This is a genomic window from Sphingomonas folli, assembly GCF_019429525.1.
In the GTDB taxonomy this organism is placed as follows: domain Bacteria; phylum Pseudomonadota; class Alphaproteobacteria; order Sphingomonadales; family Sphingomonadaceae; genus Sphingomonas; species Sphingomonas folii.
In genome coordinates this window covers 120313-137385 of sequence record NZ_JAHXZL010000008.1, presented here as the reverse complement: position 1 = coordinate 137385, position 17073 = coordinate 120313, and the positions used below count along the sequence as shown (strand labels likewise).

Genomic DNA, 17073 nt, shown 5'->3' with positions numbered 1-17073 from the left:
GATGGCGGAGCGCTCCTTCAAGCGAGAGGTGGAGCAGCTCCGCCTCGGCGCCGGCGAGACGTTCGCGGGCGAAGGGATCCTCGCGGTCACCAAGGCGCTGCTCCAGGCCGGCGTCGCCTATGTCGGCGGCTATCAGGGGTCGCCGATCAGCCATCTGATGGACGTGTTCGCCGACGCCGACCCGCTGCTGCGCGAGCTGGGCGTTCACTTCGAGTCGAACGCGAGCGAGGCCGCCGCCGCGGCGATGCTGGCCGCCTCGGTCAATTATCCGCTGCGCGGCGCGGTGGCGTGGAAGTCGGTGGTCGGCACCAACGTCGCCTCGGACGCGCTGTCGAACATCGCCAGCGGCGGGGTCAAGGGCGGTACGCTCATCATCGTCGGCGAGGATTACGGCGAGGGCTCGTCGATCATGCAGGAGCGCACCCATGCCTTCGCGATGAAGTCGCAGATGTGGCTGCTCGACCCGCGCCCCAACCTGCCCAGCATCGTCGACATGGTCGAGGCCGGCTTCGAGCTCTCCGAGGCGTCGAACACGCCGGTGATGATCGAGTTGCGCGTGCGCGCCTGCCACGTCACCGGCAGCTTCACCGCACGCGACAATCGCCGGCCGCCGCTCACCGTCGGGGAGGCCGCGGCCAACCCGGTCCGCGACGTCGACCGGATCGTGCTACCGCCCGCCAACTTCCTGCACGAGCGCGAGAAGATCGAGCGGCGCTGGCCCGCGGCACAGCGCTTCATCGCCGAGCGGCGGCTCAACGAATGGTTCGGGCCGGCGCAGGACGAGATCGGCATCATCGTCCAGGGCGGGCTCTACAACACGCTCAATCGCGCGCTCGAGCTGGTCGGCCTGTCGGACGCACACGGCGCGGCGCGCGTGCCGGTCTACTGCCTGAACGTCACCTACCCGCTGCTACCCGACGAGGTCGCCGCCTTCTGCGCGGGCAAGCGCGCGGTGCTGATCGTCGAGGAAGGCCAGCCCGAGTTCATCGAGCATGAGCTCAACACCTTGCTGCGCCGCGCTGACCTGCACACGCGCGTCGTCGGCAAGGAAATACTGCCTCGCGCCGGCGAATATTCGGGCGAAGTGCTGCGCGACGCGCTGCTCGCCTTCCTCGCGGCGCACGCGCCGGGGCGGGTCGCCGCCGCGCCCCCCGCGCCGCTGCCGCCCGAGCCCGAGCTGGCGCGCACGGTGCCGCCCCGCCCCGCCGGCTTCTGCACCGGCTGCCCCGAGCGGCCGATCTTCTCGGCGATGAAGCTCGTCCAGCGCGAGCTCGGCGCGCTGCACGTCTCGGCGGACATCGGCTGCCACCTCTTCTCGATCCTGCCGCCCTTCCACATCGGCAACACGACCATGGGGTATGGCCTGGGCACCGCCGGCGCCTCCGCCTTCAAGCCGAGCGAGGGCGCGGGGGGGCGGCGCGCGGTGGCGATGATGGGTGACGGCGGCTTCTGGCACAACGGCCTGACGTCAGGGATCGGCAACGCGGTCTTCAACCAGGACGACACTGTCACGATCGTGGTCGACAACGGCTATTCGGCCGCGACCGGCGGTCAGGACATCCTGTCCTCGCGCGCCGAGAACGCGACGCGGCGCACCAACAACCCGATCGAGCGCGCGCTCCGCGGTATGGGCGTCGGCTGGACGCGCACGCTGACGCGCACTTACGACGTGGCACGGATGCGCGACACGCTCAAGGAAGCGCTGACCACCCCCGAGAAGGGGCCGAAGGTGATCGTCGCGCAGTCGGAGTGCATGCTCAACAAGCAGCGCCGCGTGCGGCCGCTGCTGGCGCAGGCGGCGCGCGAGGGGAAGCGCGTGGTCCGCGAGCGGTTCGGGGTCGATCCCGACACCTGCACCGGAGACCACGCCTGTATCCGCCTGTCGGGTTGTCCGTCGCTGAGCGTCAAGGCCAACCCCGATCCGCTGCGCCACCACCCCGTCACCGCGATCGACGACAGCTGCGTCGGCTGCGGCAATTGCGGCGAGGTGGCGCATGCCGCGGTGCTGTGCCCGTCCTTCTACAAGGCCGAGATCGTGACCAACCCCGGCCGACTCGAGCGGCTGCTGGCGCGCTGGCGCGCCGCGCTGATCGGCTGGATACAGGCGCGCGACGCGCGCGCGCTCGCGGCGAGGGCCTTCTGATGGCGACGCCGACCGCGGGCGAGCGCGATCGCCTCACGGTCGCGATCCTGGCGCTGGGCGGTCAGGGCGGCGGCGTGCTCGCCGATTGGATCCTCGCCCTCGCCGAGGCGGAAGGCTATGTCGCGCAGGGCACCTCCGTCCCCGGCGTGGCGCAGCGTACCGGCTCGACGATCTATTACATCGAGATGGTGCGCCGCGGCGCGCCCGGCGCCAATCATCCTGCGCCGGTGCTGGCGATGACTCCGACGCCCGGCGACGTCGACGTCGTGATCGCGTCCGAGCTGATGGAGACGGGGCGCGCGATCCTGCGCGGCTTCGTCAGCGCCGACCGCACCACGCTGATCGGATCGACCCACCGCATCTACGCCATCTCGGAGAAGTCGGCGCTGGGGGACGGTACCGGCGCGAGCGAGCGCATCCTCGACGCGGCGGCGCGGCGATCGAGGCGCTTCGTCGGGTTCGATATGGAGGCGGCCGCGGCCGGCGCGGGCAGCGTGATCAGCTCGGTGATGTTCGGCGCGCTCGCCGGGGCGGGGGCGCTGCCCTTCGCGCGCGAGTCGTTCGAGGCGGCGATCCAGCGCGGCGGAAAGGCGGTCGCCGCCAATCTCGCCGGCTTCGCCGCGGGCATGGCCGCGGCAGGCGAGCGCCGCGACGCGATCGAGGCTGCCGCCGCACCGCCGGCCGCCACCACACCTGCCGGGGCCGAGCGCCAGGCGCGCGTACTCGCCACCCTGCCCGACGCCGCGCACGCCTCCGCGCTGGAAGGCGTGCGCCGTCTGATGGACTATCAGGACGCGCGCTACGCCGACCTCTACCTCGACCGCCTGGCAGCGATCGCCGCGCGCGACGAACCAGTGCTGACCGAGGCGGTGGCGCGGCATCTCGCCTTGTGGATGAGCTACGAGGACACGATCCGCGTCGCCGACCTGAAGGTGCGCGCGGCGCGCTCGGCACGCGTCGCGAGCGAGGTCCGGGTCGGCGCCACCCAGCTCCTCACCGTCACCGACTATATGCACCCGCGGCTGCGCGAGGTGTGCGAGACGCTGCCGGCGCGGTTCGGCGCGGCGATCTGGCACCGTCCCGCGCTGCGGCGACGGCTCGAGCCGTTGTTCTCGCGCGGGCGCCACGTCCGGGTCACCCGCCTGCGCTGGTTCCTGCTGCTGCGGACGGTCGCGGCGATGCGGCGGATCCGCCGGTCGACCTGGCGCTTCGCCGAGGAGCAGGCGCGCATCGAGGAGTGGCTCGCGCTCGTCGCCGCGACCGCCGCGACCGATGTCGCGCTCGCGACCGAGATCGCCGCCACGCAGGAACTGATCAAGGGCTATAGCGACACGTTCGAGCGCGGCCTGCGCCACTTCACGCTCGTGATCGAGGCGGCGCGACGGCTCGTCGGCCGACCCGACGCGGCGGCGCAGCTGCGCTCGCTGCGCGCCGCCGCGCTGGCGGACGAGGAGGGCAACGCGCTCGCCGCGGCGCTCGCCACGGCGGCGTGATCGTGGAGATATTTTAGGCTTGAAGTATATGTGCGGTCCGATAATCTGGCCTGCGTCCCCGTCGAGGAGAGTGCGATGAAGGTGGCATGCGTCGGCGGCGGCCCCGCCGGGCTGTATTTCGCGATCTCGATGAAGCTGCGCGACGCGTCGCACGACGTCACCGTCTACGAGCGCAACCGCGCCGGCGACACGTTCGGCTGGGGCGTGGTCTTCTCCGACCAGACGATGGATCGGCTCGGCGAGAACGACCCGGTCAGCGCGCGGGTGATGATCGACGAGCTGGCGCACTGGGACGATATCGCGGTCCATATCGACGACGGGGTGCGACGCGCGGACGACCGCTCGACCGGCCACGGCTTCATCGGCATCGGCCGCAAGCGCCTGCTCGACATTCTCCAGGCACGCGCACGCGAGTTGGGCGTGACGCTCGCCTTCGAGACCGAGGTCGAGCCGGACAGCGCCTTCCTCGCCGACAACGACCTGGTGGTTGCGGCGGACGGGCTCAACAGCAAGTTGCGCCGCCGCTACGAGGCGAGCTTCCGCCCCGACATTGACACTCGCCGTAACCATTTCGTCTGGCTCGGCACGCACCAGCGCTTCGACGCCTTCACCTTCCTGTTCAAGAAGACCGAGTTCGGCTGGATCTGGGCCCACGCCTACCAGTTCGACCAAGACACCGCGACCTTCATCGTCGAATGCGCGCCCGAGACCTTTGAGCGTGCCGGCTTCGCGACGATGAGCCAGGCGGAGAGCTGCCGCCTGTGCGAGGCGATCTTCGCCGATCACCTCGGCGGCCACCCGCTGATGTCCAACGCCGGCCACATCCGCGGGTCGGCCTGGATCCGCTTCCCGCGCGTGATCTGCCACGGCTGGAGCCACGAGAACGTCGTGCTGCTCGGCGACGCCGCGCATACCGCGCATTTCTCGATCGGCTCGGGCACCAAGCTGGCGCTGGAGGACGCGATCAAACTCGCCGAGGTGATGAGCCGCCCCGGCATCGACACGCACGACGGCATGGCGGCGGCGCTGCGCGACTATCAGGAGGAGCGCCAGCTCGAGGTCGTCAAGCTCCAGAACGCGGCGCGCAACTCGACCGAGTGGTTCGAGAACCTCGACCGCTACCTGGCGATGGACGCGAAGCAGTTCACCTACACGCTGCTGACGCGCAGCCAGCGCGTCAGCCACGAGAACCTGCGGCTGCGCGACCCCGCCTGGCTGGCCGCCCTGGAGCGTTCGCTGGTGACGGGCGCGCTCGGGCGCGAGACGGACGAGCCGATCCCTCCGATGTTCCTGCCGTTCCAGCTGCGCGACATGAGCTTGCGCAACCGCGTGGTGATGTCGCCCATGGCGATGTACTCGGCGGTGGACGGAGTCCCTGACGATTTCCACTTGGTCCACTACGGCGCGCGCGCGCTCGGCGGCGCGGCGCTGATCGTCACCGAGATGACCTGCGTCTCGCCCGAGGGCAGGATCACGCCGGGCTGCACGGGGTTGTGGAACGCGGCGCAGGCGGCGGGTTGGCGTCGCGTCACCGATTTCGTGCACCGCACGCCGGGCGCGCGGATCGCGGTGCAGCTCGGCCACAGCGGCGCCAAGGGGTCGACGCGGCTGGCGTGGGAGGGGATCGATCGACCGCTCGAGGTCGGCAATTGGCCGGTGGTCGGGCCGTCCGACGTCGCCTGGACGCCCGACAATCAGGTCCCGGTGGCGCTCGATCGTGCCGAGATGGACCGCATCCGCGACCAGTTCGTGCGCGCGACAGAGTTGGCCGAGGCGGCCCGCTTCGACATGATCGAGCTCCACTGCGGCCACGGCTATCTCCTCTCCGCCTTCCTCAGCCCCACGCAGAACCGCCGCACCGATGAGTATGGCGGCACGCTCGCCAACCGGATCCGGTGGCCGATCGAGATCTTCGCGGCGATGCGCGCGGTGTGGCCCGCGGAGAAGCCGATGTCGGTGCGCATCTCCGCGCACGACTGGGTCGGCGCCGACGGCAACACGCCCGACGACGCGGTGGCGATCAGCCGCGCCTTCGCTGCCGCCGGAGTTGACCTGATCGACGTGTCTTCAGGCCAGGTTACCAAGCGCGAGACGCCGGTCTACGGCCGCATGTTCCAGACGCCCTTCTCCGACCGTATCCGCAACGAGGTCGGCATCGCCACCATGGCCGTCGGCAACATCTGGGAGGTCGACCACGTCAACTCGATCGTCGCGGCCGGGCGCGCTGATCTGTGCGCGATGGGGCGCCCGCACCAGATGGACCCGAACTGGACGATCCGCGCCGCCGCGCAGCAGCAGCTCGACGACGCGCCCGTGCCGCCGCAGTACCAGAGCGGCTATTCTCAGCTGAAGCGCAACGCGGCGAACGCCGGCCAGCTGACCACGATCAAGTGAGCGACGGCGCACACGCTCTGGTCACCGGGGGTGGCAGCGGCATTGGCCTCGCGATCGCTGCCGCGCTGGCCGCGGCCGGATACCGCGTCACCGTCACGGGCCGCGACCCGCGGCGGCTCGAGCGCGCCTGTGCGGATCTGCCCGGCGCCCTGCCGGTCGCCTGCGACGTGACCGACGCCAGCTGGGTCGCGGCCGCGCTCGCCATCGCGAGCGAGCGCTCGGGGCCGGTCGCGGTGCTGGTCAACGGCGCGGGCGTCGCGCGCACGAACGCTTTCGAGAAGACGGACGACGCGGTGTGGGACGAGGCCTGGCGCACCAACGTGCTCGGCGCGGTCCACCTGACACGCGCGGTACTGCCGGGCATGCGAACGCTGCCGCGCGGGCGCATCATCAACGTCGCGAGCACCGCCGCGCTGAAGGGCTACGCCTATGTCAGCGCCTATGCCGCGAGCAAGCACGCGCTGCTGGGGCTCACCCGCTCGCTCGCGCTGGAGCTCGCCGGGACCGCGATCACCGTCAACGCGGTGTGCCCGGGCTATACCGACACCGCGATCGTGCGCGACGCGGTCGACACGATCGTCGTGCGCACGGGGCGCGACCGTTCGGCGGCCGAGGCCGTCTTCACCGCCACCAACCCGCAGCGTCGACTGATCGCGCCCGACGAGGTCGCCGCGACGGTGCTGTGGCTCGTCGCCGAGGCGGCACGCTCGATCACCGGTCAGGCGATCGCGGTCGCCGGCGGCGAAGTCATGTGAGGCCGCCCCGATGACCGTCATCGATCCCGCCACCTATCATCCCTCGCACTTCGTCTTCGAGGTCGTCGACTCGGTCGCGACCGTGACGCTGCACCGGCCCGAACGGAAGAACCCGCTCACCTTCGAATCCTATGCCGAGCTGCGCGACCTGTTTCGCGCACTGCCCTACGCACCCGCGGTGCGCGCGGTCGTGCTCACCGGCGCGGGCAGTAATTTCTGCTCGGGCGGCGACGTGCACGAGATCATCGGTCCGCTCACCGCGATGACGATGCCCGAGCTGCTCGCCTTCACGCGCATGACCGGCGACCTGGTGAAGGCGATGCGGCACTGCCCGCAGCCGATCGTCGCCGCGGTCGACGGCGTGTGCGCGGGCGCGGGCGCGATCCTGGCGATGGCGTCGGACCTGCGCCTCGCCACACCCGCGGCGCGCACCGCTTTCCTCTTCACCCGAGTCGGCCTCGCCGGCGCCGACATGGGGGCGTGCGCGATCCTGCCGCGGATCATCGGCCAGGGCCGCGCCGCCGAGCTGCTGTTCACCGGGCGCGCCTTCGACGCGGCGGAGGGCGAGCGCTGGGGCTTCTTCAACCGGTTGTGCGCGGCCGAGGCGCTGCTCGGCGAGGCACAGGCGCTCGCCGCCACGCTCGCGCGCGGTCCGACGTTCGCGCACGCGATGACCAAGAACCAGCTCAACATGGAATGGGCGATGTCGCTCGACACCGCGATCGAGGCGGAGGCGCAGGCGCAGGCGATCTGCATGGCGACGCGCGACTTCGAGCGGGCCTATCACGCCTTCGCCGCCAAGCAGACGCCGGTGTTCGAGGGAGACTGAGATGGCGGACACGACCTTCCTCGACTGGCCCTTCCTCGACCAGCGCCACCGCGACCATGCGACGTGGCTCGACGACTGGTGCGGCGCGCTGGGCGACGCGCTGCACCATGAGAGCGGCGACGTGGGTGCCGACTGCCGCGCGCTCGCTCGCCTGCTCGGCAACGCCGGCGTGCTGCGCCACGCCGTGCCCGCCGCCTATGGGGGAGCGGCCGAGTCCGTCGAGGTGCGGACGCTGTGTCTCACGCGTCAGACGCTCGCCTATCATCATGGGCTCGCCGACTTCGTCTTCGCCATGCAGGCGCTCGGCACTGGCGCGATCGCGCTGTTCGGCGACGAGTCGGTGCGACGCGCCTATCTGCCGCGGGTCGCCGCGGGTGAGTGGGTGGCGGGCTTCGCCCTGTCGGAGAAGGTGGCCGGCTCCGATGTTGCGGCGATGGCGACCACCGCCACGCAGGTGCCGGGCGGGTGGCGGATCGACGGCGAGAAGACGTGGATCTCGAACGGTCAGATCGCCGACGTGCTGACGTTGTTCGCGCGCACCGGCGAGGGCGAGGGCGCGCGCGGCCTCTCCGCCTTCGTCGTGCCCACCGCCACCGTCGGCTTCGCGGTGACCGAAACGATCGACGTGATCGCGCCCCACCCGCTCGCCACGATCCGACTGGACGGCTGCGTCGTCCCCGAGGATCACCTGATCGGCACGGCGGGTGGCGGCTTCAAGATCGCGATGGCGGTGCTCGACATGCTACGCTCCACCGTGGGTGCGGCGGCGCTCGGCCTGGCGCGGCGCGCCACCGACGAGGCGATCGCGCGCGCGACGACGCGGCGGCTCTTCGGTGCGCCACTCGCAGACCTGCAGCTGACCCAGGCTGCGATCGCGGACATGGCGCTCGGCAACGACGCGAGCGCGCTGCTGATCTATCGCGCCGCCTGGGCGAAGGACCGCGGCCAGCCGCGCGTGACCCGCGAGGCAGCGATGGCCAAGCTCCACGCCACCGAGACGGCGCAGCGCACGATTGACGCCGCGGTGCAGCTGTTCGGCGGCGCGGGTGTGGTCAGCGGTAACGTGGTGGAGCGACTGTATCGTGAGGTCCGCGCGCTGCGCATCTACGAGGGAGCGAGCGAGGTGCAGAAAGTGGTGATCGCGCGCGCCGCCATCGCGGCCATGCGGGAAGGCGGCGCATGAGGATCGTGCAGCCACCCGGCTGGCCGCGCCCGCGCGGCTACAGCAACGCCGTCACCGCCAGCGGGCGCCAGCTGTTCGTCGCGGGGCTGATCGGCTGGACCGCCGAGGAACGGTTCGAGGCGACCGACCTGCCCGGCCAGTTCGAGCAGATCCTGCGCAACCTGCTCGCGATCCTCGCCGAGGCGGGGGCGGCGCCCGAGCATGTCGCGCGCATGACGTGGTACATCACAGACAAACAGGCCTATCTTCGCGACGCCAGGCGCGTCGGCGAGATCTACCGCGCGCTGATGGGGCGCCACTACCCCGTGATGGCGGTCGTGCAGGTGGTCGCGCTGATGGAGGACGCCGCGCTGATCGAGATCGAAACGACGGCGGTCATTCCCGATGACCTGTGACATGACCCCGACGCGAGGCGGTAGACGATGACCCAGATGGGCCGGTTCGACTGGGCAGACCCGTTCCTGCTCGACGATCAGCTGAGCGAGGACGAGCGGATGGTGCGCGACACCGCGCGCGCCTATGCCGAGGACAAGCTCGCGCCGCGCATCGTCGAGGCGTTCGCCAACGAGCACACCGACCCCGCGATCTTCCGCGAGATGGGGGAACTGGGTCTGCTCGGCCCGACCATCCCGGAGGAATATGGCGGCGTCGGCGCCTCCTACGTCGCCTACGGCCTGGTGGCGCGCGAGGTGGAGCGGATCGACTCAGGGTATCGCTCGATGATGAGCGTGCAGTCGAGCCTCGTGATGTACCCGATCTACGCCTATGGCTCGGAGGCACAGCGCCACCGCTGGCTGCCGGGGCTGGCGCGCGGCGAGCTGATCGGCTGCTTCGGGCTGACCGAGCCCGACGCCGGCTCGGATCCCGGCGGCATGACGACGCGCGCGCGCAAGACCGAGGGCGGCTACGTGATCTCGGGCGCCAAGACGTGGATCTCGAACAGCCCGATCGCGGACGTGTTCGTGATCTGGGCCAAGAGCGACGCGCACGACGGCGCGATCCGCGGCTTCGTGCTGGAGAAGGGCGCGAAGGGGCTCGCCGCGCCCAAGATCGAGGGCAAGCTCTCGTTGCGCGCCTCGATCACCGGCATGGTGATGATGGACGAGGTCGAGGTCGGCGAGGACGCCCTGCTGCCGAACGTGGCGGGGCTGAAGGGGCCGTTCGGCTGCCTCAACCGCGCGCGCTACGGGATCAGCTGGGGGGCGCTGGGGGCGGCGGAATATTGCTTCCACGCCGCGCGGCAATACGGGCTCGACCGCAAGCAGTTCGGCACGCCGCTCGCCGGGCGCCAGCTGTTCCAGAAGAAGCTGGCCGACATGGAGACCGAGATCGCGCTCGGGCTGCAGGCGAGCCTGCGGGTCGGGCGGCTGATGGACGAGGGCCGGTTCGCGCCCGAGATGGTCTCGCTGGTCAAGCGCAACAACGTCGGCAAGGCGCTCGACGTCGCGCGCGCGGCGCGCGACATGCACGGCGGCAACGGCATCTCGGGCGAGTATCAGGTCATGCGCCACCTGATGAACCTCGAGACGGTCAACACCTACGAGGGCGCGCACGACGTCCACGCGCTGATCCTCGGCCGCGCCATCACCGGCATCGCCGCGTTCTGAGGGCGCTCTACCCTCGCGTCACGCGCCGTTCCTGCGTCCTTTCAGGAGAGCCTCATGACCATCGCCCCGTGGCCCGACGATCGCCGCGCCCCGCTGCCCCCCGTGCCCGCGTGGTCGGGCGCGAGCGAGGCGTTGATCGCGCCTGCCGGTGCCAACTGGCGCACCCCCGCCGAGGCGGACGACTTCGCCACGACGCCGACCTACGCCGAGACGCTCGCCTTCCTCGACGACCTCGCCGCCGCCACCCCCCTGGTGACGCTCGGCACCTTCGGCCGGTCAGTCGAGGGCCGGCCGCTGACCGTGGTCACCGCGTCGCGCGATCAGGCGGGCGCGCGCGCGCACGCGGCAGCATCCCGCCGGGCGCGCGTGCTGGTCCAGTGCGGCATCCATCCCGGCGAGATCGACGGCAAGGACGCCGGCCTCATGTTGCTGCGCGACATCGCCTTCAACGGCCGCGATGACCTGCTCGACGGCGCCGACTGGTACTTCGTCCCGGTGCTCAACCCGGACGGCCATGAGCGGCGCTCGGCGTTCAGTCGCCCCAATCAGCGAGGTCCGGCGGTACAAGGGTGGCGCGCCTCGGCGCAGGGGCTCAACCTGAATCGCGATTTCATCAAGGCGGAGTCACCCGAGATCCAGTCGCTGATCGCGCTGATCGACGCGATCGAACCGGACCTGTTCGTCGACCTGCACGTCACCGACGGGCTCGATTATCAGTACGACATCTGCTTCGGCTTTCAGGACGAGCCCTATGCCACGTCGCCCGCGATCAGCGCCTGGCTCCACCGCCGATATGGACCCGCTGTGACGGCGTCGATGGAAGCCATGGGTCACCTTCCCGGCCCCTTGATCTTGGCGATGGACGACCGCCGCCCCGAACTGGGGCTGGTCCTGCCCGCCTTCCCTCCACGTTTCTCGCACAGCTACGGCGACATGCGCCATCTCGCCACCGTGCTGGTCGAGAACCACTCGCTCAAGCCCGTCAGGCAGCGCGTGCTCGGCACCTATGCCCTGCTGGAGGCGACCCTGAAGGTCGCTGCCGAGCAGATCGATGCGTTGCGCGACGCGACCGCGCGCGATCGCGCAGGCCGAGCGCCGAGCCCGGTACTGACATGGGACCTGGCGCCGGAGCCGGCGCGCGAGATCGCCTTTCGTCCGATCGCCTCCGACTTCTACGACTCGCCCGCGTCCGGCGCGCGCGAGGTGCGCTGGCTCGGCGTGCCGCTCCCGGAGGTGCAGGTGCCGCTCCACGGATCACGGCCCGGGGTCATCATCTCTCGCCCGCGTGGCTATTGGGTGCCCGTCTCGGAGCCGGAGGTGATCGAGCGGCTGGGGCGTCACGGCATCACGATGGAGATCGCCGCCGAGCCGGTGGAGGTGCACGTTGAATCGATCCGCCTCCGCGACGTCACGGTGGCACCAGCGATCTCGGAGCGGCGGCCTGCGGTGGCCGCCGACTGCGCGCTGGTCGAGCTACAGCGGCGAACCTTCGCCGCCGGCTCGGCCTTCGTGACGACGGATCAGCCGCTCGGCGAGCTGGCGATCCATATGCTCGAGCCGGCCTGCGCCGACTCCCTCTTCGCGAAAGGTTTCGTCGCCGGCTGCCTCGACGCAGTCGAATACATGGAGGCCTATGTCGTCGCGCCCATGGCGGACGAGATGCTGGCCGCCGATCCCGCCCTCGCCGAGGCGTTCGCCGCCGCGCTGGCGGCCGACCCGGCCTTCGCGGCCGACCCGCTCGCGCGCCTGAGGTGGTTCTACAGCCGCTCGCCCTACCAGGATCGCGACCACCTCCTCTATCCGATCGGGCGGGTCACGTCTTGAGAGAGGGCCGAGTCACCGCCCCTCGCGGCGGCGGCGATGTCACCGGTCGGTCGCCGGCTCGGAAGCGAGAAGGATACCGGCGTCGACGTTCCGACGAGCGCCGTCTCCGTCACGCTGCCGGCGCGCGCAGCCGCGCGGTACCGGCCTCGTCGACCAGCGAGCCGGTGATCGCCACCTTATACTCGCGCTCGGCCGCCTCGACGGTGACATAGCCGTCCAGCACGTCTTCCAGCACGGCGCAGGGATCACGCTCATAGGGTGACCCATAGCCCGCGCCGCCCGCGGCGCGCGCGACGGCGCGATCGCCCGTGCGGACCGGCAGGCGATAGGTCCCCACCCGCTTCTGCTCGGGGGTCCCGGCGCGGACCAACAGCTCGTTGGTCTCGGGTCGCGCCCCGCCGAGCAGCGACCAGGGCCGCTCCTTGCTGCGCTTGGTGATCGACAGGAACTCTCCGTCCTCGACGAAGCGGATGGAGCGCTCGGTGCCCACGCCGCCGCGCGTGCGCCCGGCGCCGCCGGAGTCTGGCCGGATGCCGAACGTCTCCATCCGCATGCCCGTCTTCATCTCGATGACCTCGATCGGCGTGTTGCGGACGAGGCTGCCGGAGATGTGGTTGGTGGCGTTGATCCCGTCGTGCGTGGCACTCCCCCCCCAGCCGACCGGCTCGTTGTTCGACACCGCGTACATCTCGCCGGTCGCCTTGCTGCGCCCGATCATCATGAATCCCAGCGTGTCCCCGCCCGAGCAGGCCGCCACCCGCTCCGGCATACCCTGCGCCAGGGCCTTGTAGACCAGCTCCAGCGCGAGATGCGCCGGCCATTGCGTGTAGGTCGCGGACGGGTAAGCGGCGTGGAACAGGTTTCCCTCGGGCGCGACCACCGTGAGCGCGCGGAACGAGCCGGCGTTGTTGCGCTGCATCGGCGTGGTGAGCGACTTGAGCGCGAACTTGCAGATCGTCTCGGTCAGGCCGATCGGGATGTTGATCGGTCCGCGCACGGCCGGCGATGATCCCGAGAAGTCACAGGTCATGCCGTCGTCATCGATCGTGACGCGGACATGGATCGGCACGGGATCGTCGCTGACGCCGTCGTCGTCGACCAGGTCGTCCGCCTCCCAGCTGCCGCGCGGCAGCTCGGCGAGCGCCTTGCGGACGAGGGCGTCGCTGTGATCCTTGATCCGCGTCACTGCCTCACCGAACGCGTCGGCGCCGAACTTCGCCAGGATCGCGTTGAGCCGCACGATGCCAGTCCGGGTCGCGGCGACCTGTGCCTCCAGGTCGCCCAGCACCGGACCGGGCATGCGCGAGTTGAAGCGGATGATATCGATGATGTCGCCCACCGGCTCGCCGTCGCGATAGATGCGCGTGCCGGGAAAGATCAGCCCTTCCTGGTGCATGTCGGTGGAATCGAGCACATAGCCCGGGTCCTTGGCGCCCAGGTCCATCCAGTGCGCACGGATGCAGGTGAACGCGAACGGCCGGTCGGCACCCGGCGCGAACACCGGCGCGAACAGTGTCGCGTCCGCCGCGTGCGCGGAATTCCAATAGGGATAGTTCATGATCAGGATGTCGCCGGGCTTCAGCGTCTCCAGCCCGGCATGCGCCACGCCCTTGCGGATCGCGTAATCATTCGCGCCGAGGAAGAAGGCGAGACCGGGCGCGTCCGCGATCAGCTCCAGCTCGGCGTCGAAGATCGAGATGCCGAAGTCGAGCACCTCGTAGATCACCGGGTTGAAGGCGGTGCGGATCAGCGTGCGCCGCATCTCCTCCGCCGCGGAGACGAGATAGCTGCGGATGACCTCGACCGTCGCGCCGTCCAGCGTCATGCGACTCTCCTGCGGATGATAAGATGACCATATTCGTCGACCGTGACGGCTTGATCAGAGTGGATCACCGTCGTGGCGGTGCCTTCCTCGACGATGGCCGGTCCGTCGAAGGCGTGGCCCGCCGCGAGGCCGGCGCGATCGTAGACGACGAAGGCGACGCGCTCGCGCCGCGCGAAGCAGAACGCCTCGCGCTGCCCTCGCATGGCGTCCGATACCGCGCCGGTCGCCGCCGCCGCGCGCGGTAAGGTCGGCTTGGGCAGCACGGCGCTGGCGCGCACGCGTAATGTCACCACCTGGATGGCGGTATCGATGGCGTGGCCGTAGCGCTGCTTGTGCAACGCGTGGAAGCGCGCGCGGATGGTGTCGAACGGCTGCTCGTCCGACTGCTCGACCTCGAGCGCATGCTCCTGCCCGACATAGCGGCACTCCACCAGCCGCACGATGCGTTCCCCGATGCTGCCGCTCGCCTGATCGGCGAGCGCCGCGCGCGCCTGCGCGACCAGCTCGTCGAACGCGGCCATCACGGGCGCCTCGGCGGCGTCGTCGAGCGGCCGCAGCTCGGTGCGGGCCACGTCGGTGACGACGTCCGACATCAGCATGCCCCAGGCGGAGAACACCGCCGGCGACTGGGGCACGATCAACTCCGCGTTCTCGACCTCGCGCGCGATCAGCGGCGCGATCATCGGGCCGGCGCCGCCGAAGGCGAGCATCGAGAAGTCGCGCGGGTCACGCCCGCGCTCGACCGTGATCTCGCGGATCGCGCCGGCGGTGCGCGCCACCAGCACGTCGAAGATGCCCGCGGCCGCCCGGGTAGGGTCGATGCCGAGCGGCCCCGCCACCTTCGCCTCCATGCCCGCGCGCGCCGCCTCAACGTCCAGTTCCACGCTGCCGCCCAGGAAATTGGCGGCGTCGAGGAAGCCGAGGATGAAGGCCGCGTCGGTGGTGGTCGGTTCGGTGCCGCCGCGGCCGTAGGCGATCGGCCCAGGCTGCGATCCCGCACTGTGCGGACCGACCTGGAGCAGACCTTCCTGTACCCAGGCGATCGACCCGCCACCGGCGCCGATGCAGCGGATGTCGAAGATCGGGATCAGCGCTGGCAGGTCGGCCAGAGGGGCCTCGTGCATCACCAGCGGCTCGCCGTCTTCGATCACCGCGGCGTCGAGGCTGGTGCCGCCGTAATCGAGCGTCAGCACCCGATCGCGACCGATCTCGCGCGCGAGATAGCTCGCCCCGATCAGACCGCCGGCGGGCCCCGACAGCACCGTGTAGATCGGCGCCTGGCGCGCAGTCCGTGCCGTCATCGCGCCGCCGGCCGAGCGCATGATGAGCAACTTGCCGTCGAAGCCGGCATCGACCAATCCGCGCTCGAGCCGGCCGACATAGTCATTGAAGATCGGGTTGATATAGGCGTCCACCACCGCCGTGGCGGTGCGCTCATACTCTCGATACTCGCGCGTGATCGCGCTCGACGCGGACACGGCGACCGACGGAAAGGCGGCGCATATGAGCGCGGCGGCGCGCTCCTCGTGCGACGGGTTGCGATAGCTGTGGAGGAAACACAGAGCGATCGAGCGCAGACCCGCCGCGACCAGCTCGCCCGCCGCCGCCACCACGCCCGCCTCGTCGAGCGGCTCGAGCTCGCTGCCGTCCGCCGCGATGCGTCCGGCGACACCCTTGCGATAGCGCCGCGGCACGATCGAGGGCGGCCGCTGGTAGCGGAAGTCGTACATGGAGGCGGCGGGGACATCGCCCCGACCGATCTCGAAGATGTCGCGGAAGCCAGCGTTGGTGATGATGCCGGTGGCCACGCCGCGCCGCTGGATGACTGCGTTGAGGCCCAGGGTGGTGCCGTGCACGAATAGCTCGGTGTCGGCCAGGTCGATCCCCAACCGCGACAAGGCCTCCAACACCCCGCGCGCCGGCTCGTCCGGCGTGGTCGACGCCTTGGCAAGACGCGTCCGCCCGGTCTCTGCGTCGAACAGGATCGAGTCAACGAACGTGCCGCCGATGTCCACCGCGACGCGATATCGCTTCATTCAGAACAATCCCCATTCCGCTTCACGCCGCATTGATATTCCATTCTTGACCCAAATCTTCGTGAGTTTGTTGCGCCGAGCGCAAAGCAGCGGATCGCCGCTGATGAGAAGGAAGCGCCGGTGACAGGATCAGGCCTCACATGCTGCGACCGCAATCCTCGATCAACGCGACGTGCGACAGCTATCATGGCGTGGCGATGGCGCTGTGGCGGCATGCCGTGGCCGCGCTGCCCCATCGCCTCGACGTGGCATATGGCGCGGACGAGGAGCAACGCCTCGACCTCTTTTTCCCGCCGCAGGCCGCCGTCGCCGCGCCGCTGCCGATCTTCCTCGATATCCACGGCGGCGGCTGGACGCACGGCTACAAGGAGTGGATGGCGCTGGCCGCACCGGCGATCACCGCCTGCCCCGCGATCTTCGTATCGCTGGGGTACCGGCTCGCGCCCGCGGCGAAGCACCCGGCGCAACTGCAGGATTGTCTCTCCGCGATCGCCTGGCTGCTGCGCCACGCGGAGGAGATCGGCGCGGACCCGAGGCGCATCCATGTCGGGGGTCACTCAGCGGGCGCACACCTCGCCGCGCTGGCGAGCCTTCGTACCGACCTTCACGCGGCGTTCGACTTGCCGCCAGACGTGATCCGCAGCTGCTTCTGCTACAGCGGCCTTTATGACCTGCGCGGCGCGCACGGGCGCGCGGTGATACCCGGGGTGTCGCCCGTGCCGATGCTCGTAGACGCGGGCGCCGAAGCCGACGCCTCACCGCTCCTGGCGGTGGGAAAGGTCGACACCGCGTTCCACCTTTCCTGGGGCCGGCAGGAGCTCGCTATCTTCCGGGAGCAGGGTCGCAGCTTCGCCGACGCGCTCGTCGCCGCGGGCAACCGGGTGACGGTGGAGACACCGGACCTCGACCATTTCTGGACCCATCTCGATCACGCGCGCGGCGACAGCGACTGGGTTCGCGCGCTGCACGCGCAGATGCGCTGAA

The 17073-nt window shown here is 70.4% G+C and carries 12 protein-coding genes; 10 read left to right on the top strand and 2 right to left on the bottom strand.

Going from position 1 to position 17073, the window contains the following annotated elements:
- Position 1 precedes the first annotated feature (1 nt).
- The 9 genes from KZ813_RS13415 to KZ813_RS13375 all read left to right on the top strand — a co-directional run bounded on the left by KZ813_RS13415 (position 2) and on the right by KZ813_RS13375 (position 12228).
- Entirely contained in the window at positions 2–2143 is a 2142-nt protein-coding gene (locus KZ813_RS13415) for a ferredoxin family protein (RefSeq protein WP_219755497.1), read from the top strand.
- Complete coding sequence (locus KZ813_RS13410) at positions 2143–3636, top strand: indolepyruvate oxidoreductase subunit beta family protein (RefSeq protein ID WP_219755496.1); 1494 nt, start codon at positions 2143–2145, stop codon at positions 3634–3636. The genes KZ813_RS13415 and KZ813_RS13410 overlap by 1 nt, the downstream gene beginning before the upstream one ends.
- Positions 3637–3711: 75 nt before the next feature.
- On the top strand, positions 3712–6030 hold the full coding sequence (locus KZ813_RS13405) for a bifunctional salicylyl-CoA 5-hydroxylase/oxidoreductase (RefSeq protein ID WP_219755495.1): 2319 nt from the start codon (positions 3712–3714) through the stop codon (positions 6028–6030).
- The gene (locus KZ813_RS13400; RefSeq protein ID WP_219755494.1) at positions 6027–6785 is read left to right on the top strand and encodes an SDR family NAD(P)-dependent oxidoreductase; all 759 of its coding nucleotides are present in this window, start codon (positions 6027–6029) and stop codon (positions 6783–6785) included. The genes KZ813_RS13405 and KZ813_RS13400 overlap by 4 nt, the downstream gene beginning before the upstream one ends.
- Before the next feature lie 10 nt (positions 6786–6795).
- Complete coding sequence (locus tag KZ813_RS13395) at positions 6796–7614, top strand: enoyl-CoA hydratase family protein (RefSeq protein ID WP_219755493.1); 819 nt, start codon at positions 6796–6798, stop codon at positions 7612–7614.
- Position 7615: 1 nt separating this feature from the next.
- Complete coding sequence (locus KZ813_RS13390) at positions 7616–8797, top strand: acyl-CoA dehydrogenase family protein (RefSeq protein WP_219755492.1); 1182 nt, start codon at positions 7616–7618, stop codon at positions 8795–8797.
- The gene (locus tag KZ813_RS13385) at positions 8794–9192 is read left to right on the top strand and encodes a RidA family protein (protein ID WP_219755491.1); all 399 of its coding nucleotides are present in this window, start codon (positions 8794–8796) and stop codon (positions 9190–9192) included. The genes KZ813_RS13390 and KZ813_RS13385 overlap by 4 nt, the downstream gene beginning before the upstream one ends.
- 27 nt (positions 9193–9219) lie before the next feature.
- Entirely contained in the window at positions 9220–10404 is a 1185-nt protein-coding gene (locus KZ813_RS13380; protein WP_219755490.1) for an acyl-CoA dehydrogenase, read from the top strand.
- A gap of 54 nt (positions 10405–10458) precedes the next feature.
- Positions 10459–12228 (top strand): M14 family metallopeptidase, encoded by a 1770-nt coding sequence (locus KZ813_RS13375; protein ID WP_219755489.1) that lies wholly within the window; start codon positions 10459–10461, stop codon positions 12226–12228.
- A 109-nt stretch (positions 12229–12337) separates the two neighbouring features.
- Here the strand turns inward: KZ813_RS13375 and KZ813_RS13370 are convergent, their stop codons facing one another.
- Both KZ813_RS13370 and KZ813_RS13365 read right to left on the bottom strand, forming a co-directional pair.
- A complete protein-coding gene (locus tag KZ813_RS13370; protein WP_219755488.1) occupies positions 12338–14053 on the bottom strand; it encodes a hydantoinase B/oxoprolinase family protein in 1716 nt (571 codons plus the stop codon).
- Positions 14050–16089 (bottom strand): hydantoinase/oxoprolinase family protein, encoded by a 2040-nt coding sequence (locus KZ813_RS13365; RefSeq protein WP_219755487.1) that lies wholly within the window; start codon positions 16087–16089, stop codon positions 14050–14052. The genes KZ813_RS13370 and KZ813_RS13365 overlap by 4 nt, the downstream gene beginning before the upstream one ends.
- A gap of 197 nt (positions 16090–16286) precedes the next feature.
- On the opposite strand from KZ813_RS13365, the gene KZ813_RS13360 reads away from it, so the two are divergent.
- Positions 16287–17072, top strand: a complete 786-nt coding sequence (locus KZ813_RS13360; RefSeq protein ID WP_258046780.1) for an alpha/beta hydrolase — start codon at positions 16287–16289, stop codon at positions 17070–17072.
- The last annotated feature ends 1 nt before the right edge of the window (position 17073 follow it).